Genomic DNA, 23,386 nt, shown 5'->3' on the forward strand with positions numbered 1-23,386 from the left:
CTTACATCGCTTTGAGGCCGATGCACGAGTCCTTTGCCCTGTTTCTATGAGCAGGCATCAGAACGAGCAAGCACAAGCGGCTAAAGATTTTGTCAACGAAGGACACATTCGCATGTTGGGTTTTGGAAAACTGTCCAAAATGGTCTTCGGAACGCCGAATGACCGAAAGATCAAGGCGACCAAAACCATAGTCGAAAAGATCAACGCGCTGGAGCCAGAGTTTGAAGCTCTGAGCGACGAGGGGCTGATCGAAAAGACCGCTGAATATAAGTCACGCGTTGAAGGCGGCGAAAGCCTGGACGCGCTCTTGCCCGAAGCCTTTGCGAACTGCCGCGAGGCCGCGAAACGCGCGCTTGGCCTGCGTGCCTTTGATACGCAGCTCATGGGCGGTATGTTCCTGCATCAGGGCAATATCTCTGAGATGAAAACCGGTGAGGGTAAAACCCTCGTGGCGACCTTCCCGGCCTATTTGAATGCTCTGACCGGCAAAGGCGTGCACATCGTTACCGTGAACGATTACCTCGCGAAACGTGACGCCGAGTGGATGAGCAAGGTCTATGGCGCTTTGGGTCTAACCACCGGCGTTGTCTATCCGCAGCAACCGGATGAAGAGAAGAAAGCCGCCTACGGCTGTGACGTGACCTACGCCACCAACAACGAGCTGGGTTTTGACTATCTCCGCGACAATATGAAGTCCGAACTGAACCAGATCTTCCAGCGCGACCATTATTTCGCCATCGTGGACGAGGTCGACTCGATCCTGATCGATGAAGCCCGGACCCCGCTGATCATCTCGGGTCCTGCGGCCGACCGCACCGATATGTACATGGCGATCGACAAGATCATTCCTGATATCGGCGACGAACACTTTACGCTAGATGAAAAGACACGCGCCGTGTCCTTTACCGACGACGGCAACGACTGGCTTGAGGCCAAACTGCTTGAGGCGGGGATCCTGCCCGAGGGGCAGTCGCTCTATGATCCGGAAAGCACCACGATTGTGCACCACGTGAATCAGGGTCTGCGGGCGCATAAGCTTTTTACCAAAGACAAAGACTATATCGTGCGCGGTGACGAAGTCGTGCTGATCGACGAGTTCACCGGCCGTATGATGGCGGGCCGTCGTCTGTCCGAAGGTCTGCATCAGGCGATTGAGGCCAAAGAGGGCGTCTCGATCAAACCTGAAAACGTGACTTTGGCGCAGGTGACCTTCCAGAACTACTTCCGTCTTTATGACAAGCTGGGCGGCATGACCGGCACGGCTCTGACCGAAGCCGAGGAATTTGCCGAGATCTATGGTCTGGGCGTTGTCGAGGTTCCGACCAACCGACCTGTGGCCCGTAAGGACGAAGACGATGCGGTCTATCGCACGGCCAAGGAAAAATACGACGCGATTGTGAACACGATCAAAGAGTCCAAAGAAAAGGGTCAGCCGACCCTCGTGGGCACGACCTCGATTGAGAAGTCAGAACTATTGTCGCAATTGCTGACTGATGCGGGGATCGAGCACAACGTTCTGAACGCGCGCCAGCACGAGCAAGAGGCGCAGATCGTCGCCGATGCGGGCAAGCTGGGCGCGGTGACCATCGCGACCAACATGGCGGGCCGTGGGACCGACATTAAGCTCGGCGGTAACGTCGAGTTTAAGATCATGGAAGCCATTGCCGCCGATCCCGAGGCTAATCCCGATGAGATTCGGGCCCGGATCGAAGACGCCCACCAAGCGGACGAAAACGCGGTCAAAGAGGCCGGTGGATTGTTCGTTCTAGCCACTGAACGCCACGAAAGCCGTCGGATCGACAACCAGCTGCGCGGCCGCTCTGGCCGTCAGGGGGACCCGGGTCGCTCGGCTTTCTTCCTGTCTTTGGAAGACGACCTGATGCGAATTTTCGGCTCTGACCGTCTGGACAAGGTTCTGTCCACTCTGGGTATGCAAGAGGGTGAAGCTATCGTGCACCCTTGGGTGAACAAATCACTGGAGCGCGCTCAGGCGAAGGTCGAGGGCCGCAACTTTGACATCCGTAAACAGCTGCTGAAGTTCGACGACGTGATGAACGACCAGCGGAAAGTGATCTTTGGCCAGCGCCGCGAGATCATGGAAGCCGAGGATTTGTCTGAAATCGTGCAGGACATGCGTCACGAAGTGATCGCTGATCTGATCGACATCCATATGCCGCCGAAATCCTATGCCGAACAATGGGACACCGAAGGCCTTAAGGCCTCGCTACAGGAAAACGTCGGCATCGATGCGCCGGTTGTGGAATGGGCCGCCGAAGAAGGCGTGGACGACGAAGACATTCAGGAACGTCTGGAAAAGGCAGCCGATGAATTCATGGCGCAAAAGGCCGTGCAATTTGGTCCCGACGCCATGCGCAACATCGAGAAACAGCTGCTTTTGCAGACCATCGACAGCAAGTGGCGCGAACATCTGCTGACGCTGGAACACCTGCGCTCTGTTGTTGGGTTCCGCGGCTATGCCCAGCGGGATCCGCTGAACGAATACAAGACCGAGGCCTTCCAACTGTTTGAAGGCCTGCTGGAAGGTCTGCGCGAAGAGGTCACCAAAAACCTTGGTAAGATCCGCCCGCTGACCGAAGAAGAACAGCGCGCGATGATTGCACAGATCCAGGCACAGCAAGAAGCGATCAACCAGGCGCAGCCGGGTGGTGAGGCTCCGAAGAACAAATATGTTCCGTTGGTCGAAGGCTTTGACGAAGACGACCGCTCCACATGGGGAAATCCGGGCCGAAATGATCCGTGCCCCTGTGGATCTGGTAAGAAATTTAAGCATTGCCACGGCAGCTATTCGTAAGCTGATCCCCCTAAAGTTTCCAAAAATCACCTAAAGGGCGCCACTTTCGCGCCCTTTTTCCTGTTCAGAAACACACTTGGGTTTTTGTGAGCAGGAGTAGGCCCGATGAAGTTCAAGGCAATGAAACTTAAGCGCCTAAATAAACTCAAGCGGTTGAAGAATTTCTCCGTCAAGAAAGACAGTGCAACCAAGGTGGCCTTGGTGGCCTTTACCGTCGCGACCGCGGGGGCCATTGGGTTCCTGATGCAAAGTGGCTCACCTCTTGAGGCCTCGGCCGTTGCAGAGCCGCGCGACAAGCTGATTGCGAAATCCATCGACACTGGCCTCAATGCCAACGTGCTTTTGGGCCGCAACGACGCGGACAACGCGCTGCCGGCCATGCCAGAAGAGCGCTACGCCGAAGCCAGCCTGCCTGCCCAACCGATTATTCTGACCGTCGCCAGCGAAGTTCCTGTGGCCAGCATGCCCAAAGAGGAAAACGCTCCGCTTCTGGGTTGTGACATTGCCGTTTCGGCGACCCCAGCCGTTGCGGCCATGGTGAACCTGAGTGTATCCGCGAGCTGCCTGCCCGGCGATCGCGTGACCATCACCCATGCGGGTCTGACCTTTTCCGAGGTTCTGGATGCCGATGGCGTGCTCGAGATTTCCGTCCCGGCAATGGCGATGGACGCGCAGTTTGATGTGACATTCCCCAACGGCTACGCGGCCTCTGCGACGGCTGACGTAGGCTCCTTGCAGTTCTACGACCGTGTTGCTGTCCAATGGATGGGCGAAACAGGTCTGCAAATTCACGCGCTGGAATTTGGCGCAAACTACGGCGAAGAAGGCCATGTCTGGTTTGGCAACGACCGTGATTTGACCGCTGTGATTGGCGGACGTGGCGGCTTTCTTATGCGCCTGGGTGATGGCTTTAGCGAGCTGTCCCGTATGGCCGACGTCTATACTTTCCCAACCGTCAATGCGGCCGAGGCAGGTGACGTACAATTGACCGTCGAAGCCGAGGTCAATGGTGCCAACTGTGGCCGCGCGATTTCTGCAACCACCTTGCAGGTCAAACCCGGCGGCTCGCCGATCAAAAAGACACTCAACGTAGAAATTCCCGGCTGTAGCGCAACTGGTGATTTCCTCGTGCTGCAAAATCTGCTTCAAGATCTGACATTCGCCCAAAAAGGCTAGTCAGTAGGGATTCATTTATGCGGCATCTTCGTGCGGCGGTCCTCGCCGCACTTTGTCTATTTCAAGGTGTGCTCACCGCGGCGGCGCAGGACATTACGCTGTCCGCACCAGATGGGGCTGTGGAAATTTCAGGCACTTTGCTTGGATTTGACGGCGAATTTTACCGAATCGACACGATTTACGGCGTTCTGACCGTCGATGGGACAGGCGTGAACTGTGAGGGCCCTGCCTGCCCAAGCCTCACGAACTATGTGGCCGAGGTGGTGATTTCTGGCGCGAGCAGCATGGCAGATGTGCTTGTGCCAGCTCTGGTCGAGGCCTTTGCACTCAGGAACGGCTATTCGATCCTCCGCGATGCCTCTAACGATAATCTTGTGCTGTATGAATTGAACAACCAGCAAAGCGGCGAAACCATCGCGCGGTTTGCGATCAATGCCACAACCACCGACGAAGGCTTTGCCGATCTGATCGCCAATGAAGCCGATATCGCCATGGCCCTGCGCGAAATCCGCGATCCCGAGGCAGCGCGCGCCGAGGAATCAGGCCTTGGCGATCTGCGTCATGATAACCGTAGCCGGGTGCTGTCCCTCAGTGCGCTGATCCCCGTGACAGAACTCGGCAACCCTGTGAAATCGCTCTCTGCCTTGCAGTTGGCACGGGTCTTTGCAGGCAAGATCGAGAATTGGAAAGAACTGGGCGGTGCGGATGCGCCGATCTCCCTGCATTTGCCAGCTCCGGGGTCCGGCCTTTTGCAGGCCATCGAAGACGAGTTGATGAAACCCGCAAACCTAAAATTTTCATCAAAAGTCCTCTATTATCCGCACCTGTCGGATCTGGTGCGGTCGGTGCAGTTTGACCCCTTTGCGCTGGGCATTTCGGCCTTTGAACGCACAGGTGGGGCATTGCCTATGAAATTGACCGGTGGTTGCGGTCACGAGATTTCCGCGACACGGCGCGGCATTAAAACCGAGGATTACCCGCTGTCCACGCCGATGTATCTCTATATTCCGGCGCTGCGCCAACCCAAGGTCGTGCGCGATTTCTTGCGCTATGTGCAAAGCGATGCGGCGCAATTTGTGATCCGCCGCGCGGGCTATGTGGATCAGGCGAGCGAAGAAATCCCGATGTCCGAGCAGGGTGAGCGGCTGGTCAATGCGATTGGGCAAGCAGGTAAGGCGGTCTCGATTGAGGATCTGCAGCAGATGGTTGTCGATTTGTCGCCGCAACGACGTCTCACAACAACCTTCCGATTTACGGCAGGTGTGTCCGAGTTGGACGCGCATTCTTTGTCAAACGTCGAACTCCTCGCGCAACGACTGGAACGCGGAGACTTCGACGGTCAGGAACTGACCTTTGTCGGCTTCTCGGATGGCTCCGGCGGTGCAAGCGCGAACCTTCAGGTGTCTCTGCGCCGCGCCAATCGCGTGCTGGAGGCCGTGAAGGCTGCCTCTGAAACCGCGGACCTCAGCCAGGTCACCCTCAAAAGCACCGGCTACGGCGAGGCCTTTCCCGTCGCCTGTGACGACACCGCCTGGGGGCGCCGAGTGAACCGCCGCGTTGAGGTCTGGGTACGCTAGTCAAACAGCAGACCTGCAGTCCGAAAGCTCATTTCGCGCGATTTGCCGATCACCAGATGGTCGTGCAGTTTGATCCCCATGACTTTGCAGGACTCGCGGATCTGTTCCGTGATCTCGATATCCGCCTGACTAGGCGTCGGATCGCCCGAGGGATGGTTGTGGATCAGGATCAACGCGGTTGCATTCAATTCCAAAGCCCGTTTCACCACCTCACGCGGATAGACCGGCACATGATTGACCGTCCCGCGCGCCTGTTCTTCATCGGCAATCAATGTGTTTTTCGTGTCCAGAAACAGAATGCGGAATTGTTCAATATCGCGATGCGCCATGGTGGTCTGACAATAATCCAGCAAGGCGTCCCAACTACTAAGAATATGCCTCTGCATGACCTTTGAGCGCGCCAAACGATGCGCTGCAGCCTCGATCAGCTTCAGCTCGCAAATCACCGCAGCGCCAACGCCCTTCACCTCTCCCAAACGCGCGACCGGTGCGGACAAAACCCCATTGTAGGACCCAAAGACCTCGAGCAACCGCCGCGCCAAGGGCTTCACGTCCTGACGTGGAATGGCGCGAAACAGCAAGAGCTCTAGCAATTCGTAATCCGGTAAGGCCTCCCCGCCTGCCGCCATAAACCGCTCGCGCAACCGCTTGCGATGATCGCGAATGTAGGATGGCATCTGCCCATTGGACAAAGGCGCGGGCCTTGCCTCGTCGCCCTGAAACAAGGGCATAGACACATCTGAAAAACCACGATTGGACATCACGGGCTAATTCTGCCCGAGCTTGGTTAATCAAAGCTGAACGGCTTTTCTCTTGCCGCAAATATCCTGGGGGAATTGGCGTAGCCAAGGGGGCAAAGCCCCAAATGAAAACGGGGCCAAGAGGCCCCGCTTTACTAACCTTTCATCGAGTCCCAGAACCCTTTGACCGACTTAAAGAAACTGTCGTTCTCAGGGTTGTTTTCCTTGGACTCCTGCTCGAACTCCCGCAAGAGCTCTTTCTGGCGGCTGGTCAGATTGACCGGCGTCTCCACGGCGATCTCGATGAACATGTCACCTTGGCCCGCACCACGCAGCGCTGGCATACCTTTAGACCGCAGGCGCATCTGACGCCCAGACTGGCTGCCTGCTGGGATTTTTACTCGGCTACGGCCACCGTCAATCGTCGGCACCTCAATATCGCCACCCAGCGCCGCGCTCGCCATGGACACAGGCACACGACAGAAGAGGTTCACACCATCGCGTTCAAAGATCTCGTGTTTGGCCACATCGATAAAGATATAGAGGTCGCCGTTTGGTCCGCCACGCATGCCCGCTTCGCCTTCGCCGGCCAAACGGATGCGTGTGCCGGTTTCAACGCCTGACGGGATATTGACGGAAAGCGAGCGGTCTTTCTCAACCCGTCCCGCGCCACCACAGACCTTACAGGGGTTCTGGATGATCTTGCCCAGACCGGAGCAGGTCGGACAGGTGCGTTCCACTGTGAAAAAGCCCTGCTGCGCACGGACCTTGCCCATGCCGGAACAAGTCGGACATGTTGTTGGCTCGGCCCCGCCCTCAGCGCCCGTGCCACTACAGGATCCACAGCTGACGGATGCAGGCACCTGAATGCTTTTCTGAAGCCCGGAATAGGCCTCTTCCAAGGTCACACGCAGATTATAGCGCAGATCCGAGCCGCGCGCGGCGCGTTGGCGTCCGCCGCCACGGCCGCCGCCACCCATAAAGTCGCCGAAAAGGTCGTCAAAAACGTCCGAAAACGCACTTGCGAAATCGCCCTGGCCCGGGTGTCCGCCACGTCCGCCACCGCCCATGCCGCCTTCAAACGCCGCGTGACCATAGCGGTCATAGGCAGCTTTCTTTTCAGCGTCCTTCAGGATCTCGTAGGCTTCGTTGGCTTCCTTGAACTTGACCTCAGCGGCCTCAGCGTTGTCGGCGTTGCGATCCGGATGATATTCTTTGGCCTTCTTGCGATAGGCTTTCTTGATTTCATCCGCAGAGGCCCCTTTGCCGACACCAAGCACGTCATAAAAGTCGCGTTTTGCCATAGGTTTCTCCTAACCGCCGGAATGATAAGGGCCGATCCGATGAGGACCGGCCCATCAATCAGGGTCCGACGTCGCGCTTAGCGCTTGTCGCCGTCCAGATCTTCGAAGTCCGCGTCCACGATGTCATCATCGCCCGCGCCCATATCCGCATCCGCTGGCGCTGCTTCGCCTTCGGCTGCCTCTTGGGAGGCTTTGTAGATCGCTTCGCCAAGCTTCATCGCGGCTTCAGTGACGTTCTGAACACCGGACTTGATCTTCTCGGCAGAGGCTTTCTCGTCTTCGAGATCGTCTTTCAGAGCCGCGATTGCCAGTTCGATCGCTTCGATGGTGGTTGGGTCAACCTTGTCGGCATGCTCTTCCATGGACTTTTCAGTCGAGTGGATGAGGCTTTCTGCCTGGTTGCGCGCTTCGATCAGCTCTTTGCGCTCTTTATCCGCCTCGGCGTTGTCCTCGGCGTCCTTGACCATCGCTTCGATGTCCTCATCAGACAGACCGCCAGAGGCCTGAATGGTGATGGACTGCTCTTTGCCGGTGCCTTTGTCCTTGGCGCCAACGGACACGATGCCGTTTGCGTCGATGTCAAAGGTCACCTCGATCTGTGGCATGCCGCGTGGCGCTGGAGGGATGTCCTCGAGGTTGAACTGACCCAGGATCTTGTTGTCCGCAGCCATTTCACGCTCGCCCTGGAACACACGCAGGGTCACGGCGTTCTGGTTGTCCTCAGCCGTCGAGAAGACCTGAGACTTCTTGGTTGGGATCGTGGTGTTGCGGTCGATCAGACGGGTGAAGACACCGCCCAGGGTTTCGATACCCAGGGACAGAGGCGTTACGTCCAGAAGAACAACGTCTTTCACGTCGCCCTGCAGAACACCGGCTTGGATCGCCGCGCCCATGGCCACAACTTCGTCAGGGTTCACACCTTTGTGTGGCTCTTTGCCAAAGAATTTGGTCACCTCTTCGATGACCTTTGGCATACGGGTCATACCGCCAACCAGAACCACTTCGTCGATGTCCGATGCAGAGAGACCTGCGTCTTTCAGCGCTGCGCCGCATGGCTTCAGAGAGTTCTTGATCAGGTCGGATACCAGAGACTCAAGCTTCGCACGGGTCAGTTTCATGACCATGTGCAGTGGCGCGCCGTCTTTGCCCATCGAGATAAACGGTTGGTTGATCTCTGTTTGGGTGGTGGAGGAGAGTTCTTTCTTCGCTTTTTCCGCAGCTTCTTTCAGACGCTGCAGAGCCATCTTGTCCTTGGACAGATCGACGCCGTGCTCTTTTTTGAACTCATCCGCGAGGTAGTTCACGATGCGCATGTCGAAATCTTCACCACCAAGGAACGTGTCGCCGTTGGTGGATTTCACTTCGAATAGGCCGTCGTCGATCTCCAGAATGGTCACGTCGAAGGTACCGCCGCCAAGGTCATAGACCGCGATGGTTTGAGATTCTTCTTTGTCCAGACCATAGGCCAGAGCCGCGGCGGTTGGTTCGTTGATGATGCGCAGAACTTCGAGACCCGCGATTTTACCCGCGTCTTTGGTCGCCTGACGCTGAGCGTCGTTAAAATACGCTGGCACGGTGATGACCGCTTGGGTCACGTCTTCGCCAAGGTATGCCTCGGCGGTTTCCTTCATCTTGCCCAGAGTGAAGGCAGAGATCTGAGATGGGGAGTATTTCTCGCCCTGAGCTTCCACCCAAGCGTCGCCATTGCCGCCGTTGACGATGGCAAACGGCACCATCTTCTTGTCTTTTTCAACAGCTGGATCGTCAAAGCGACGACCGATCAGACGTTTCACACCGAATACGGTGTTGTCTGGGTTTGTGACCGCCTGGCGTTTCGCCGGCTGGCCGACCAGACGTTCGTCGTCGGTGAATGCTACGATAGATGGCGTGGTGCGATCGCCTTCGGCGTTTTCGATCACGCGTGGCTGAGAGCCGTCCATGATTGCCACACAGGAGTTTGTGGTCCCGAGGTCAATCCCAATTACTTTACCCATGTCATATCCCTTCTAACTTAAGGCGATGTTCCGGAGCGAAGACCCGTTTTGGCATCTCGCCCCGATCCTGCTGCGTTTGACCATTCAGCCAAGACGCTTCGAAGCGTATATAGGGATGCTAAATAGGTGCTGCAAGCGTGAGATTGGGGCTTAAAAGCCAATTTTCGCAGGAATCTTGGGAGTGAATGTGAGGATATACGAATGAACTTGGCGACACCGCTGAAGATTCGCGGTTTTGACGTGTTTCAAGAGCTTTTGTCGCGCTCCGAGCAAGAGGAATTGGTCGCGGATATTCGTGCTATTGCCGAGGCTGCGCCGATGTTTGCACCGGTCACGCCGGGTGGGCGGAAAATGTCGGTCAAAATGACCTCGGGCGGGGCTTTGGGCTGGGTGACGGACCGGTCGGGCTATCGGTATCAGGCGCAACATCCAGATGGGATGGACTGGCCACCGATCCCCGCCTCTGTCTTGGCGATATGGGAGGCGGTGTCGGGCGTTTCGCGGGCGCCGGATTGTTGTTTGGTCAATTTCTATGGCGAAGGTGCCAAGATGGGCATGCATCAGGACAAGGATGAAGGCAATTTTGACTGGCCGGTTGTGTCAGTGTCCTTGGGGGATGAGGCTTTGTTTCGCATGGGATCTGTCGAGCGTGGTGGCTCCACAGAGTCGCTTTGGTTGAAATCTGGTGATGTGGTGGTCATGGGCGGTTCAGCGCGGCTGGCTTATCACGGCGTGGATAAGATCCGGTTTGGCTCGTCGACGCTGTTGCCGAAAGGTGGTCGCATCAATTTGACATTGCGGGCGGTGGAATAGGTCTTTTTCTTTGAAAGAGAAAGACTTCGGATTTTTTCAAAAAATCCGGGCGTCAAGGATCCAGAGAGCAACAGCCGCCATATCCGGCCGTCGCGCCATCCTGATGAATGAAGAGGCGCAACGTCAGGGCAAAACTGCGATCTGACATACCGTCGCTGCAGGCACCTTCTTCGATCAAAGCGGAAAAGCCCGCGTCTGAGTTTCCAGCGCCCAGTCCAATTTCCCGAGTTGGGCGGGCAACCAAACCGCTGGTCCAGTCCACAGCAAAGGCTGTCGGAGCGACATCGATGGCCTCAAACGTCGCCACGCTAGCCCCTGCGCTCAGACCAAAGAACCAGAAAGGTTCCGTGCCAACACAAGCCAGTGGCGTTTCAAAATCATGCCATGGCGCGTCCGAGGTCTGGGTCAAAAACTTATTGCGTACCCAACCGCTCGCCTCGCCGCTGTTGACCAAGGCCCAGCGCCCGTCTGGCGAGTGATCCACGACTTCGACGCCCGTAGCATTGTGATCCAGAGTACCCACGATATCGGTGCTGTGATGCGGGTCCACGCGGACATTCAGGCTGTCGTTGCTGGCAACGCCGGTCACTTTGGCAAGGCTGGGCACATCAGGCGACAAATGCCCATCTGCCAAACCCAAGCTTGGGGTCAGAAGCAGAACTGCAAGGACATGTTTCATCGACGCGAAGACCAACTGAGGGATGCCTGTCGGCGGGTATAAAACTCTCCCATCAAGCCTATCATCAAAAGCACCAATCCGACAATCAGAGGGTACATCACAGAGGTATTGCGCGGCACATAGTTGATGAAGGTGTAACCCCGCGCTTGGTCAATCGCGTGAAACAGCGGGTTCCAGTCAAACATCGCGAGCATAAAGCTGGGCAGCGTGTTGGCTGCAAACATCTTGCCCGACGCGATCATATTGGCGCGGGCATAGACCGTGTTCAGAACGCTGACAAAGGTCGGGAACCACGGCTTGATCGCCAAAAAGATCAGCCCCACGCCCATCCCCGTGAACCAGGCCAACATCAGCATCGCCAGCGCGCCCATCGGATCCTCGATCACCACGGGCGTGAAGGCCACGTGGTAAATAAACAGGATCCCCAACAACGAGAGCATCTGAATATAGAGCGTCCCCAATGCCGCCGCCAGGATCGCAATCGCCGTGTTCATCGGCGCATGTTTCATCATCGGAGAGCTTGGCCCCTCACTGCCGACCACGGCGCCCATGGTCTTGGTGTGGGTCATGAAAAGGAAAATCCCCGACATGATATACAAGAGGAAATCACCCCGGATCGCCGCGCCCTTGAGGCCCAGCAGCGAAAACATAAAGAAAAACGCCAGAACAAAGATCGCCGCCTGCATCATATTCAGCAGGATCGACATGACCGCATTGCCATGGGTTTTGCGCACCATCCGAACAATCGAATGATACACAAGCTCGGCAATTGTGATTGCCGATTGCAACGTCGTTCTTGGACCTGACTGCTCAAACATGCCTGCTGTCAGCCTTTCTGCTCGGGTGCCGGGCGACCTTCGTGACGATTTTCGCGCGGGCGGTGGCGGACTTCTTGCTGTTCCGTCGTGAAGTCATCATAAGAAAACCGAACGAAAACTTCAACGAATCTTGAGGCTGGAGCAGGCAGTGAATTACGACAAATTGACCGAAGTTATGCGGAAACTGGCGATTGAGGCCGGTGCAAAGATCATGGAGATCTATGAGTCCGACGATTTCGACGTAGAACTCAAGTCCGACGACAGCCCTGTCACCATCGCAGATCAGGCGGCAGATGCGTTGATTTCCGCAGGCCTCACTGCGGCTTTTCCCGACGTTGCTCTGGTGACTGAGGAGCAATCAGACAGCCATGATCAGGACGTGGATACCTTCCTGATTGTCGATCCTCTGGATGGAACGAAAGAGTTCATCAACCGTCGCGGCGATTTCACTGTGAACATTGCCTATGTGGAAAACGGCGTCCCAACCCGTGGCGTTGTCTATGCGCCTGCGCGTCAGCGGATGTTCTTTACTTTGGCCGACGGCTCTGCGGTCGAAGAAGTCGGTGATTTTGATCTGACCACCATAGGCGAGACCCGAGCAATTCACGTGTCAGACGCCGACAATGACGCGCTAATGATCGTCGCATCCAAATCGCACCGCGATCAGGCCACGGATGACTACATCAACAAATATGCGGTCAAAGACAGCAAGAGCGCGGGCTCGTCTCTGAAATTCTGCCTTGTGGCAACGGGCGAAGCGGATCTTTACCCGCGCGTCGGTCGCACGATGGAGTGGGACACGGCCGCAGGTCACGCGGTCCTCGCAGGTGCTGGCGGACAGGTTGTGCGGTTCGATGACCACAGCCCACTGGTCTACGGCAAAGAGGGATTCGCGAATCCGTTCTTCATTGCCTTTGCCCCTAGTGTGGATCTGAAACCCGCTTAAGGCGTCCCGTACGGGGCAATCTTCACAGCTTCGGATGGGTCCATCATCCGTCTGGGTAGGGCGATTACCGCTCTGCCCAGAGAAATTCCCTCAAATCCAAGTCAATCTCTTTACCAACGGCGGGGCAAGCCCAAGCCGGTCACGGATGATTTGGTGTGTTTTTTCCCTCCACGACTTACGCCAGATCCCGTGACCGTATGCGGCGCGGGTCTCGGTTTCCGTTAACCCAACGCGGTCGAAGTTTTGCCAAATTTTGGACGCGGTAATCGGATAGCAAGGATTCGGACGCTAAAGGTAAAGCCCGCCAGTGATCCATAGTAAGAGGTGATTTTTGATGTCAAAACAACGCATTACAAAGGCGGTTTTTCCTGTGGCCGGCATGGGCACGCGGTTTCTTCCGGCGACCAAATCCATCCCAAAAGAGATTCTGACTTTGGTGGACCGCCCGCTCATTCAATATGCGATCGATGAGGCGCGTGAAGCTGGCATTGAAGAGTTCATCTTCGTGACGTCTCGCGGAAAATCTGCGCTTGAGGATTATTTTGACGCAGCGCCCGAGCTTGAAAGCAAGCTGGCGGCCAAGGGCAAAACGGAACTCTTGTCCGAGGTTGAAAAGGCCACATTGCCGAGCGGTGCCATCGCCTACGTGCGTCAAAATCAGGCGCTGGGCCTTGGGCACGCGGTTTGGTGTGCGCGTCGATTGATCGGGGATGAACCTTTTGCGGTGCTTCTTCCGGACGATGTTATTAAATCCGATGTGTCTTGCCTAAAACAGATGGTCGACGCCTATGAGGGCGGCTCCATGGTGGCGGCGATGGAAGTGCCGAACCACAAGATCTCTTCTTATGGCGTTTTGGACATCAACACTCATGTGGGCAATGTGGTTTCTGTGAATGGCATGGTGGAAAAACCTTCGCGAGAGGAGGCGCCATCGAACCTGGCCGTGATCGGGCGCTATATCCTGTCGCCTCAAGTGCTGCGGAACCTGGACTCAACTGGAACCGGCGCGGGCGGAGAGATCCAGCTCACAGACGCCATCGCCAAAGAGATCGAAGACCAGCGTGGCGTCTTTGGGTATAAATTCCAAGGCACGCGGTTTGACTGCGGGTCGAAAGCAGGCTTTTTGCAAGCAACCGTCGCCTGTGCGCTAGAGCGTGACGAATTGCGCGACGAGTTGATGGAGTATCTGCAATCCATGCTGATGCTGCGGACTGCGGCGGAATAAGCAGAAAATTTCTATTGGGTTAAGAGCAGGAAGTTTTTAGGTTTGCCAGCAGATCCGCTGCGCAAACCTAAAAGGCTTTTGTGAATGCCCGACGTCGGCTCGCTCGACTATAAACGCCCAAAATTGTGGCGTCGCCTAAGACTTAGGCGACGTAGGCAGGGATTATTGTGGCGTGCTTTCCGTGCTCGCCGTCACTTAAAGGTGGTTCAGAACAACAGCGATCAGATCGCATCTCATGACATTTTGCTCTTTGCCGTTGTGCGAAACGAAGAAAATCGCCTGCCGTATTTTCTGGACTACTATCGTGGTCTTGGGGTCGATCACTTTCTGATCGTGGACAATGGCAGCGATGATGGCACGCGGGCTCTGCTGAGGGGGCACGCTGATGTTTCCATTTGGGAAACAAAGGCGAGCTATCGCACGTCGCGGTTTGGGATGGATTGGATCAACCGGCTCTTGGCGCAATTTGGTCACGGACACTGGTGCCTAACTGTGGATGCAGACGAGTTGTTTGTCTTTCCCAAAGCTTTGGGTGCCGATTTGCCGAGCCTAACTTCGGTGCTGGATCAGAACGCGCTAATCGGGTTTGGCGCCTTGATGCTTGATATGGCTCCGAAAGACGCGTTGGGCGATGCGGTTTACGAAGCAGGGCAGGATCCTATTGAAACATTGCCTTATTTCGATCCCGGTCCGTATCGGCGTGAGCGCCAAGGCCCGTTGAATAACCTTTGGGTGCAGGGTGGTTTGCGGGAGCGCAAGTTCTTTGAAAACCGGCCCCGGCGGTCTCCGACCCTGAATAAACTGCCCTTGATGAAGTGGAATAGGCGCTGGGCCTATGTGATTTCTACTCATTCAATTCTGCCGCCGCAGCTGAACATGATTTACGACGGTCCGGGCGGCGACACGCCGTCGGGGGCTCTGTTGCACACAAAATTCTTGCCAGAGATTGTTTCCAAATCAGAAATTGAAAAGCAACGCGGAGAGCATTTTACGCGGCCAGAATTGTTTGACGGATATTACGATGATGTGGCCTCCAGCCCAGTCCTTTGGGACGAGACTTGCTTGCGACACGAAGGCCCACAGCAACTCGAGGATTTGGACCTGATCGGCATAGGAAAAGGGGCGAAACGGCTCAATGTCGCCTTGCCCAAAGATCGCCCCTAGATTTAGCCATCCCGCGCATATTTCGTTATGCGAGTCCCTAAATCCATGACATATTGTCGGAAATCAAACCGAGCGTAGAATCTCGGTCGCTAAGCGGTACGATAAGTCAAAAGGAAATGCGTTAGGTGGGGCTTTGGAGCACCTATAAGCTGAGGCTGCGGCGGAAACGCTATTTGCTGCGCGCGCGCCGAAAATCGCGCCAACTTTCTGCGGTTCAGGACAATACGGGGCGGATCAAGCCCGGTGATACTCTTTTGGTCTGTACGCTGTTTAACGAAGCGATCCGCATGCCGTATTTCCTCAGATACTACCGAGATCTTGGGATCGATCACTTCCTGATTGTCGACAATGGCAGCACCGATGGCGTGATGCAGCACCTCACGGGGCAGGCCGATATCTCGGTGTGGCATACCTCCGGTAGCTACAAAGACGCACGCTTCGGAGTGGATTGGATGAACGCCTTGAAGCGGCGGTATTGCCATGGGCATTGGACGCTGGTGGTCGATCCCGACGAGTTCCTGATCTATCCGTTTTGCGACAGTCGCCCCATCAAGGCACTGACGGATTGGCTGGACAGTTCAAGGCTGCGCTGTTTCCCGGCGATGTTGCTGGACATGTACCCCAAGGGACAACTGACCGACCACGCCTATCGATCAGGTCAGGATCCGCTCGAGATCGCGCAATGGTTTGATCCCGGGAATTACGCGATTTCCAAGAACCATCTGCTTGGCAATCTTTGGATCCAAGGCGGCCCTCGGGCGCGTGTGTTTTTCGAGGATAACCCCCAAAAAGCGCCGGCTTTGAACAAAATTCCCCTGGTGAAATGGGACAAGAGCTATGCCTTCGCAAGCTCGACTCACTCGCTGATGCCCAGAGGGTTGAACCACGTTTATGAAGAATGGGGCGGCGAGAAAGCCAGCGGCATTCTACTTCACACAAAGTTCTTGGATACCTTCACCGAAAAGGCCAAAGAGGAAGAGCTGCGCAAACAGCATTACGCGGGCGGCGCGGAATATGCGGCCTATGCCCAAACACTGCGAGACCAGCCGGATCTTTGGTGCGAGGGTTCTGAGAAATATATCAACTGGCGCCAGCTTGAGATCCTTGGCCTTATGAGCAAAGGAAGCTGGGCATGACTATCGGCGTCCTTTTGTTGGTCCATACCGCTTTTGATCGCGCAGAACAGGTTGCGCGCCTTTGGTCCGAGGCGGGGTGTCCTGTGGTGATCCACGTGGATGCCAAGGTTTCGGAACAGGAATTCAAAGCCTTCGAAGGCGCTCTGGCGGATCGGCCCGATGTGAGATTCTGCGCAAGACATACATGTGTTTGGGGCATGTGGGGCTTGGTCGCGGCGACACAATCGGCGGCCGAAATGATGCTGGCAGAGTTTGAGGGTGTCGAGCGCATATACCTCAGCTCCGGGTCTTGCCTTCCGCTGCGTCCGATCAAGGAACTGCAGACCTACCTGGACGCGCGTCCCGCAACAGATTTTATCGAAAGCGCCGCGATCGCGGATGCGCCTTGGGCTGTGTCAGGCCTCGAGGAAGAACGTTTCACGTTGTATTTCCCGTTCTCGTGGCAACAGCAACGCTGGCGGTTTGACAAGTTTGTCGACTTGCAGCGGCGGTTCAAGGTCAAGCGCAAGGTGCCTGAAAAGCTCGTACCGCATATGGGGTCGCAATGGTGGTGCCTGACGCGCAAGACCCTGACGGCCATTCTGCAGGATCCAAATAGGGCGCGGTATGACCGGTTTTTTAAGTCTGTTTGGATCCCTGACGAAAGCTATTTCCAGACCATGGTGCGGCTTCATTCGAACCTGATCGAAAGCCGGTCCTTGACGCTCTCGAAGTTTGATTTTCAGGGCAAGCCGCATGTGTTTTACGACGATCACCTGCAGCTTTTGCGGCGGTCTGATTGCTTTGTGGCGCGCAAGATTTGGCCCAAGGCCGAGCGGCTTTACCAAACCTTTCCCAATGGGCGCGGCGAAGGGGACAATACTGCCGACCCAAACGCCTCGATGATCAACCGCCTGTCTGCCAAATCCACCGAACGGCGCAATGCGGGGCGCGATGGCCTCTATATGCAGTCCCGCTTTCCGGATCCACATTTTGAAAGCGGGGTCACGGCTGCGCCCTATTCCGTGTTCCAGGGGTTCTCTGATCTTTTTGAAGATTTTGAAAGCTGGCTGGCCTTGAACACGGGCTGCAAAGTGCATGGCCATCTGTTTGCGCCCGAGCGGGTAGAGTTTGAAGACCGCGTGACCGTCTATAAAGGCGCTTTGTCTGACAGTGCGCGACTGCGGGATTATAACCCTCGTAGCTTTCTGACGAACCTGATCTGGAACACCCGCGGCGAACGGCAATGTTTCCAATTTGGCCCACAGGACAATCAGGCGAACAACTGGCTGATTGCCAAAGATCCGAACGCGCAGATCTCGGTGATTTCGGGCGCCTGGGCTGCGCCTTTGTTCAAATCAGGCCGAGACATTGACGTTGTTCGAAGCAAAGCTGCTCTATTGCAAAAAAGAGAGGCGGAGTTCCTGAAAGTTCTGCAGTCCCCCTGGGTGAAAGCCAAGATCCGGATCTGGACGATGTCCGAATTTCTTGAAGCTCCGGTCGAGCCCCTGCAGATCATTGTCGATGAAATCGGAACCTATCCGCAAAACCGCCTGACGTGGTTGCCCACAATGACCGACCTGACAGGCTTTGGAAAATTTGTGCAGACCCTCAAGAATGCCGGCATGCATCCGCATTTGCTGGGCGATTTCACGGTGGAACCACAGCAACCTAAGTCTCAAACGCCGTCGCGACGGCCCTATCTGGTGCAATGATCTTAGATGTCTGATCGCTTTGACTATTTCGTTGTTTTCGCAGAAATGCGGACCGGGTCGAATTTCCTAGAGGCCAATCTGAACGCCTTTGAGGGGTTTAAGTGCTATGGTGAGGCGTTCAATCCGCATTTCATAGCCTATCCGAACTACACAGAGGTCTTGGGCATCGATCAGGCGACTCGCGACGCTGACCCACAGGTGCTTCTAAAGGCTGTGCGTGACGATCCAGATCACCTGGCAGGGTTTCGGTTTTTCAATGACCATGACCCGCGGGTTTTGGACGAAATCCTCGTTGATCCCCGCTGCGCCAAGATCATTTTGACGCGCAATCCGCTGGACAGCTTCGTCAGCTGGAAGATCGCACAGGCCACGGGACAATGGAAATTGACCGATGTGCGCAAGCGGCGGGACAGCCAGATCACCTTTGAAGGCAATGAATTCGCGGATCACGTGGCGCGGCTGCAGGCGTTTCAGGTCAAGCTGATGAACGGATTGCAAAAGACCGGTCAAACTGCGTTCTATGTCGCCTATGAGGATCTGCAGGATCTGGACGTTATGAATGGTCTGGCGACGTTCCTAGGCAGCGACGCGCGGCTTGAAAGCCTGGACAGCAAGCTCAAGCGTCAGAATCCCAGCCCGATTTCCGAGAAAGTGTCCAATATCCACGACGTCAGCGCGGCTTTGGCAACTTTGGATCGGTTCAATCTGAATAGGACGCCAAATTTCGAACCCCGACGCGGTGCGGCGGTGCCAAGCTACGTCGCAACCAAAGGGGCTGGTCTGTTGTTTATGCCGATGCAGGGTGGGCCAACAACTGCAGTCACGGATTGGATGGCAGAGATCGCAGGCGGTGCGGATCGCTTGCTCAGCAACCTCAACCAAAGGCAGCTACGCGACTGGAAGGCACGTCACCTGCCACATCGCAGCTTTACGGTCCTGCGCCACCCCGTCGCGCGGGCGCATGAGGTCTTTTGCACGCGGATCCTGTCGGATGGTCCCGGCAGCTATCACAAGATCCGCCGCACGTTGCGCAATCGCTTTGAACTTCCGATCCCCGAGGCAATGGAGGGGGCGAATTACTCCAAAGACGATCATCGCAAGGCATTCCATGCGTTTTTGACCTGGCTTCAGGCCAATCTGAACGGGCAAACCGCGATCCGTCAGGATGGTCATTGGGTCTCGCAAGCCAGCGTGCTTGAAGGGTTTGGAGGGTTTCAAGCGCCCGACCACGTCCTGCGCGAAGACGATCTGGTGAATAGCCTTCCAAGGCTGGCCTCAGAGGTTGGCGCTGGGCCCCATGGCTTTGTCGAGCGCCCTGTGTCCTTGCCGTTTGATCTGGCAGACATCTATGATCCCGACATAGAAAAACGCGCGCAGGTGACCTACGCGCGTGATTACGAAGCCTTTGCGTTCAAAAGCTGGCGTTAAGCCGCCTGAACTGCGTCTTCTTCGGTTAGAATTGTGTGCAGCGTCGCCGCCTCAGGGTTTGCGCGCAACTTGGTGCACACCGCAGCATCACGCAGGCGGCGGGACACGAATGCCAAAGCCTTGAGGTGATCAACGCCCGCGTCGCGAGGCGCGAAGAGAGCAAAGGCCAAATCCACCGGCTGACGGTCAACCGAGCTAAAGTCGACAGGCTTTTCCAAAAGGATAAAGGCGCCCATTACGTTCTCGATGTTATCCAGACGCGCGTGCGGAAGCGCCACGCCTTGGCCGACACCGGTCGGGCCAAGGCCCTCGCGTTCGTGCAGCGCATCTACAATCAAGGTCGCATCCAGCCCATAGGCGCTCGCCGCAAGATCACCAAAATCATGCAGCAAACGCTTTTTGCTTGAGGCTGCGGAAATGACTTTCACAGCCTCAGGGCGCAGGATCATTGAAAGGTCCATAGTGCCTGTATCTCTCTAACCAGTGGCAAAAGCCACTTTATTGAGGATCAATCCAGCCAATGTTGCCGTCTTCACGACGGTACACGACGTTCAATCCCTCTTTCCCCTCTTTACGAAACAATAGCACAGGAGACCCGGCAAGTTCCATTTGCATCACCGCCTCTCCGACGGACAGAGTTGGAATTTTGGTTTCCATCTCTGCCACGATGATCGGTGACAGCGTTTCAGGCTCTGCGTCCTCAGATCCTGATTCAGAGGCGAGGATATAGGATGAAGCGCCCGAAAGTTCAACCGGCTCGGCGCGATCCTTGTGGTGATCCTTCAGACGCCGCTTATATCGCCTGAGCTGGGTCTCCATTTTTTCGCTGCAACTTTCGAAAGCAGAGTAGATTTCCGTAGATTTTCCCTTGGCTTGCACATTCAGGCCGGTCGACAGGTGGACCGTGGTTTCACAGACAAATTCATGGGCGCTTTTGGAGAAAACCACCTGAGCGTCCGTGGGTCGGCCAGCAAATTTGCCGACGATGGTGTCGATTCCTTCGTTCACATAAAGTTGCAGGGATTCGCCAATGTCGATCTGTTTTCCGGAAATCTGAGTGCGCATTCGTTCTCCTTAGTTTGAACAAGCCAGAGCGGCACAAAACACCAATGGTTTTGACACGTTAGGCTTGAATGCGGGAAAATGACCTGTGAGCGCGCTGACCGACATCGGCCCTTTCAAGAAAGAGCGACTGCCTGTGCCAAAAATTACTCACCAGCGTCATATCCCTATTGGGGCAGGCGCGAGGCCACTTGTCAATCTGACTCGGGGGATTTTCGCTCAAAATCGCGCGCTTGGGATCGCGCGTGTCAGGACATCCGGAACTTGTCACCCAGATAGACGCGGCGCACGTTTTCGTTTTCCACGACCTCATCGGGCGTGCCGGACATGAGAATCTTGCCCTCGTGCAGGATATAGGCGCGGTCCACCACGTCGAGCGTTTCGCGAACGTTGTGATCGGTGATCAAAACGCCGATGCCGCGTTGCTTGAGGTCGGCCACAAGAACGCGAATGTCTCCGACGGAAATTGGGTCGACGCCGGCGAAGGGTTCATCAAGCAAAAGATACTTGGGGTCTGCTGCCAAACAGCGGGCGATTTCGACACGGCGACGCTCACCGCCGGACAAAGCAAGGGCAGGGGCTTGGCGCAGATGTTCAATCGTGAACTCTGACAGCAATGCTTCAAGCTTTTCGCGACGTTTCACGCGGTCTTTTTCAGCGATGTCGAGCACGGCCATGATGTTGTCTTCGACAGAAAGGCCGCGAAAGATGGACATTTCCTGAGGCAGATATCCGATGCCCATCTTGGCACGGCGATACATAGGCAGGCGCGAGACATCGTGACCGTCGATCATAACAGAGCCACCCTCGGGCATCACTAGCCCTGCGATGGCGTAGAAAGACGTGGTTTTGCCGCTACCGTTTGGACCCAAGAGGGCAACGACTTCGCCGCGATTGAGTTCGATATTTACGTCCCGAATGACAACGCGTTTACGATAGCTTTTACGCAGGTTGCGGACTTGCAACCCGGCGAGGCCCTGCTCAACGCGAAGTTCGGGGGCTGCCATCAGTTATTTCCCGGTTGCAGGACAGTGCGTACACGACCGTGGAAGGCGGCTGTGTTGTCATTCAGATTGACGTCCATCTTCCCTGCGGTGATGCGCGTGCCCTGCTGTAGCAAGGCGACATTGCCAGCCATGCGGATTACGCCAGATTCGACGTCATACTCGGCTGTATCTGCCTCGGCACTGTCTTTGCCGCTTTCGATGTTCACGCCACCAGAGGCCAGAAGCTGCGCGATTTTATTGCCTGCTTCGTCGTAGACCACATTCACCAAAGCCGCAGTCAAACGCATATTGCCCTGCGTGATCTCGACATCTCCGTCGAAGATGGCTTTGCCGGTGGCTTGGTCCACGGACAATGCGTTTGCCGATACTTCGATCGGGGCGTCTCTGTCAGAGGTTGAGACACCAAAATCCACCTTGAACTCCTGCGCCGATGCAGCGGCGATGGACGCAAGGCTGAGAGCTATGGCAAAAACGAATTGGCGCACAGAATTTCCCCTAATTACTGCCCGGCATGTATATCAGTTTCACGCCATTGTCGAAACGGAATTGGCCATTTTGCCCCTCACTTCCGCCGGAATAGACCATACTGCCGGCTTCAAATTCCCCAAATGGCCCCGATCCGTGAACAATCACGTCAGAACGGGCGCGACCTTGCAATAGATTTAAGGAGAGTTGCTGTGTGTGCAGGTCGAATCCCGTACTCGAGTTGATCTCTACATCACCAGCAAGATCCGCCGTTTGGCGATCAGTGTTTACGACAGCGCTTTTGGAGGTGAAACGGGCGATGCCTCCATCCGGAAAGGTAATATCGACGGAGACATCATCGGAGTTCACGAGATGCAACGCCTCTGGATTGGGGCGGGCGGAACCGGCGCGCAGGGCGATGAGATCTCCAGCGGTGGTTTGGCCTGCAAAATAGGGTTCGGTGATGCCCTGGCTGCGCAGCTTCTCTTCGATCTCAACCTGCGCAAAAGGCAGGGTGGCGATTGGGTTGCTGGGACGCGCAAAGAGGAAGAGGGTCGACAAGAGCACGAGAGCCGCCAGCGGAAGCAGGATCTTGAGCCAGGCGATCATCCTGGAATATGTCATCCCGCCCATTGCCATCAGTGCGCGAAAATATCCTGTTCCGGCCAGCCCGCCAGATCCAGTTTGGCACGCGTCGGCAAGAAATCAAAACAGGCTTGGGCTAGCGCAGTGCGGCCTTCGCGTTCCAGGCGCTCGTTCAGTTTCTCGCGCAGTTGATGCAGATAGAGGACGTCGGATGCAGCATAGTCCAGCTGCGCATTGGTCAGCTCCGGCGCACCCCAGTCGCTCATTTGTTGCAACTTAGAGATATCAACGCCGAGCAATTCCTGCAAAAGGTTCTTCAGCCCGTGACGATCTGTATAAGTGCGCACGAGTTTCGAGGCGATTTTGGTGCAATAGACCGGCGCGGTGGTGGCGCCAAATGCGTTCAGCATCGCTGCGATATCAAACCGGCCAAAGTGAAAGAGTTTCAGGACGTCAGGGTCCTCAAGCAGCTTGCAGAGGTTTGGCGCTTCGGTCTGGCCTTTGGCGATTTGCACCAGATGTGCGTTGCCATCGCCGCCGGACAATTGCACGACGCAGAGGCGGTCGCGATGGGGGTTCAGACCCATAGTCTCGCAGTCGATTGCAACGATATTGCCCAGATCAAGCCCGTCGGGCAGATCGCCCTGATATAGATGGTTCGCCATAAATGCCTCTGTTTGCAGGTGATCCCGATGTACGGGGTCTGTCCTTTGGATTCAATTGGTGCTGCAGGGATAGCAGCAAATCCACGCCGAATTTCG

General features: G+C 56.0%; 21 protein-coding genes. 10 read left to right on the forward strand and 11 right to left on the reverse strand.

The features are described from left to right. The first annotated feature begins 112 nt into the window (after positions 1-112). The 3 genes from secA to WG622_RS07120 all read left to right on the forward strand — a co-directional run bounded on the left by secA (position 113) and on the right by WG622_RS07120 (position 5,565). The gene (secA, locus tag WG622_RS07110; RefSeq protein WP_339402947.1) at positions 113-2,812 is read left to right on the forward strand and encodes a preprotein translocase subunit SecA; all 2,700 of its coding nucleotides are present in this window, start codon (positions 113-115) and stop codon (positions 2,810-2,812) included. 105 nt (positions 2,813-2,917) lie between these two features. Further along, positions 2,918-3,988: a translocase gene (locus WG622_RS07115; protein ID WP_339402948.1), complete on the forward strand. Its 1,071-nt coding sequence runs from the start codon at positions 2,918-2,920 to the stop codon at positions 3,986-3,988. A gap of 17 nt (positions 3,989-4,005) precedes the next feature. After that, the gene (locus WG622_RS07120; protein ID WP_339402949.1) at positions 4,006-5,565 is read left to right on the forward strand and encodes a phosphate ABC transporter substrate-binding/OmpA family protein; all 1,560 of its coding nucleotides are present in this window, start codon (positions 4,006-4,008) and stop codon (positions 5,563-5,565) included. Here WG622_RS07120 and radC read toward each other — a convergent pair. The 3 genes from radC to dnaK form a co-directional block, all read right to left on the reverse strand. Then, complete coding sequence (radC, locus tag WG622_RS07125; RefSeq protein WP_339402950.1) at positions 5,562-6,326, reverse strand: RadC family protein; 765 nt, start codon at positions 6,324-6,326, stop codon at positions 5,562-5,564. The two genes, WG622_RS07120 and radC, sit on opposite strands and share 4 nt — an antisense overlap. Positions 6,327-6,460: 134 nt before the next feature. Beyond that, complete coding sequence (gene dnaJ, locus WG622_RS07130) at positions 6,461-7,609, reverse strand: molecular chaperone DnaJ (protein ID WP_209357734.1); 1,149 nt, start codon at positions 7,607-7,609, stop codon at positions 6,461-6,463. A 77-nt stretch (positions 7,610-7,686) separates the two neighbouring features. Then, on the reverse strand, positions 7,687-9,603 hold the full coding sequence (gene dnaK / locus WG622_RS07135; protein ID WP_339402951.1) for a molecular chaperone DnaK: 1,917 nt from the start codon (positions 9,601-9,603) through the stop codon (positions 7,687-7,689). Positions 9,604-9,804: 201 nt separating this feature from the next. Here dnaK and WG622_RS07140 point away from each other — a divergent pair, with 201 nt between their 5' ends. After that, the gene (locus WG622_RS07140) at positions 9,805-10,416 is read left to right on the forward strand and encodes an alpha-ketoglutarate-dependent dioxygenase AlkB family protein (protein ID WP_339402952.1); all 612 of its coding nucleotides are present in this window, start codon (positions 9,805-9,807) and stop codon (positions 10,414-10,416) included. A gap of 52 nt (positions 10,417-10,468) precedes the next feature. Here the strand turns inward: WG622_RS07140 and WG622_RS07145 are convergent, their stop codons facing one another. Together WG622_RS07145 and WG622_RS07150 are read right to left on the reverse strand one after the other, a co-directional pair. Further along, complete coding sequence (locus WG622_RS07145; RefSeq protein ID WP_339402953.1) at positions 10,469-11,095, reverse strand: SH3 domain-containing protein; 627 nt, start codon at positions 11,093-11,095, stop codon at positions 10,469-10,471. Beyond that, positions 11,092-11,913 carry an ABC transporter permease gene (locus WG622_RS07150; RefSeq protein WP_209357730.1) on the reverse strand — a complete coding sequence of 274 codons (822 nt, stop codon included), beginning with the start codon at positions 11,911-11,913 and terminating at the stop codon, positions 11,092-11,094. The genes WG622_RS07145 and WG622_RS07150 overlap by 4 nt, the downstream gene beginning before the upstream one ends. 148 nt (positions 11,914-12,061) lie before the next feature. Between WG622_RS07150 and cysQ the strand changes: the two genes are divergently transcribed. From cysQ to WG622_RS07180, 6 genes are all read left to right on the forward strand, one after another. Further along, the gene (gene cysQ, locus WG622_RS07155; protein WP_339402954.1) at positions 12,062-12,859 is read left to right on the forward strand and encodes a 3'(2'),5'-bisphosphate nucleotidase CysQ; all 798 of its coding nucleotides are present in this window, start codon (positions 12,062-12,064) and stop codon (positions 12,857-12,859) included. 334 nt (positions 12,860-13,193) lie between these two features. Continuing rightward, positions 13,194-14,084 (forward strand): UTP--glucose-1-phosphate uridylyltransferase GalU, encoded by an 891-nt coding sequence (galU, locus tag WG622_RS07160; RefSeq protein WP_209357728.1) that lies wholly within the window; start codon positions 13,194-13,196, stop codon positions 14,082-14,084. Between the two features lie 201 nt (positions 14,085-14,285). Continuing rightward, on the forward strand, positions 14,286-15,248 hold the full coding sequence (locus WG622_RS07165) for a glycosyltransferase family 2 protein (RefSeq protein ID WP_339402955.1): 963 nt from the start codon (positions 14,286-14,288) through the stop codon (positions 15,246-15,248). A 149-nt stretch (positions 15,249-15,397) separates the two neighbouring features. Then, a complete protein-coding gene (locus tag WG622_RS07170) occupies positions 15,398-16,384 on the forward strand; it encodes a glycosyltransferase family 2 protein (protein ID WP_339403013.1) in 987 nt (328 codons plus the stop codon). Then, positions 16,381-18,078 (forward strand): DUF5927 domain-containing protein, encoded by a 1,698-nt coding sequence (locus tag WG622_RS07175; protein WP_339402956.1) that lies wholly within the window; start codon positions 16,381-16,383, stop codon positions 18,076-18,078. The genes WG622_RS07170 and WG622_RS07175 overlap by 4 nt, the downstream gene beginning before the upstream one ends. Before the next feature lie 6 nt (positions 18,079-18,084). After that, positions 18,085-19,506 (forward strand): nodulation protein NodH, encoded by a 1,422-nt coding sequence (locus WG622_RS07180; RefSeq protein ID WP_339402957.1) that lies wholly within the window; start codon positions 18,085-18,087, stop codon positions 19,504-19,506. Here the strand turns inward: WG622_RS07180 and WG622_RS07185 are convergent. The 6 genes from WG622_RS07185 to WG622_RS07210 form a co-directional block, all read right to left on the reverse strand. Continuing rightward, entirely contained in the window at positions 19,503-19,967 is a 465-nt protein-coding gene (locus WG622_RS07185) for a PTS sugar transporter subunit IIA (RefSeq protein ID WP_339402958.1), read from the reverse strand. The genes WG622_RS07180 and WG622_RS07185 overlap by 4 nt on opposite strands. 37 nt (positions 19,968-20,004) lie before the next feature. After that, positions 20,005-20,571 (reverse strand): ribosome hibernation-promoting factor, HPF/YfiA family, encoded by a 567-nt coding sequence (gene hpf / locus WG622_RS07190; RefSeq protein ID WP_209357723.1) that lies wholly within the window; start codon positions 20,569-20,571, stop codon positions 20,005-20,007. Positions 20,572-20,816: 245 nt separating this feature from the next. Continuing rightward, positions 20,817-21,575, reverse strand: coding sequence for an LPS export ABC transporter ATP-binding protein (gene lptB / locus WG622_RS07195; protein WP_339402959.1), 759 nt, complete (start codon positions 21,573-21,575; stop codon positions 20,817-20,819). Next, on the reverse strand, positions 21,575-22,060 hold the full coding sequence (locus WG622_RS07200) for an LptA/OstA family protein (protein WP_339402960.1): 486 nt from the start codon (positions 22,058-22,060) through the stop codon (positions 21,575-21,577). The genes lptB and WG622_RS07200 overlap by 1 nt, the downstream gene beginning before the upstream one ends. A 10-nt stretch (positions 22,061-22,070) precedes the next feature. Then, the gene (gene lptC, locus WG622_RS07205; protein WP_339402961.1) at positions 22,071-22,649 is read right to left on the reverse strand and encodes an LPS export ABC transporter periplasmic protein LptC; all 579 of its coding nucleotides are present in this window, start codon (positions 22,647-22,649) and stop codon (positions 22,071-22,073) included. Positions 22,650-22,678: 29 nt separating this feature from the next. Further along, the gene (locus WG622_RS07210; protein WP_339402962.1) at positions 22,679-23,290 is read right to left on the reverse strand and encodes a ribonuclease D; all 612 of its coding nucleotides are present in this window, start codon (positions 23,288-23,290) and stop codon (positions 22,679-22,681) included. Positions 23,291-23,386 lie beyond the last annotated feature (96 nt).

This window comes from Cognatishimia coralii (assembly GCF_037478305.1).
Lineage (GTDB): Bacteria > Pseudomonadota > Alphaproteobacteria > Rhodobacterales > Rhodobacteraceae > Cognatishimia > Cognatishimia coralii.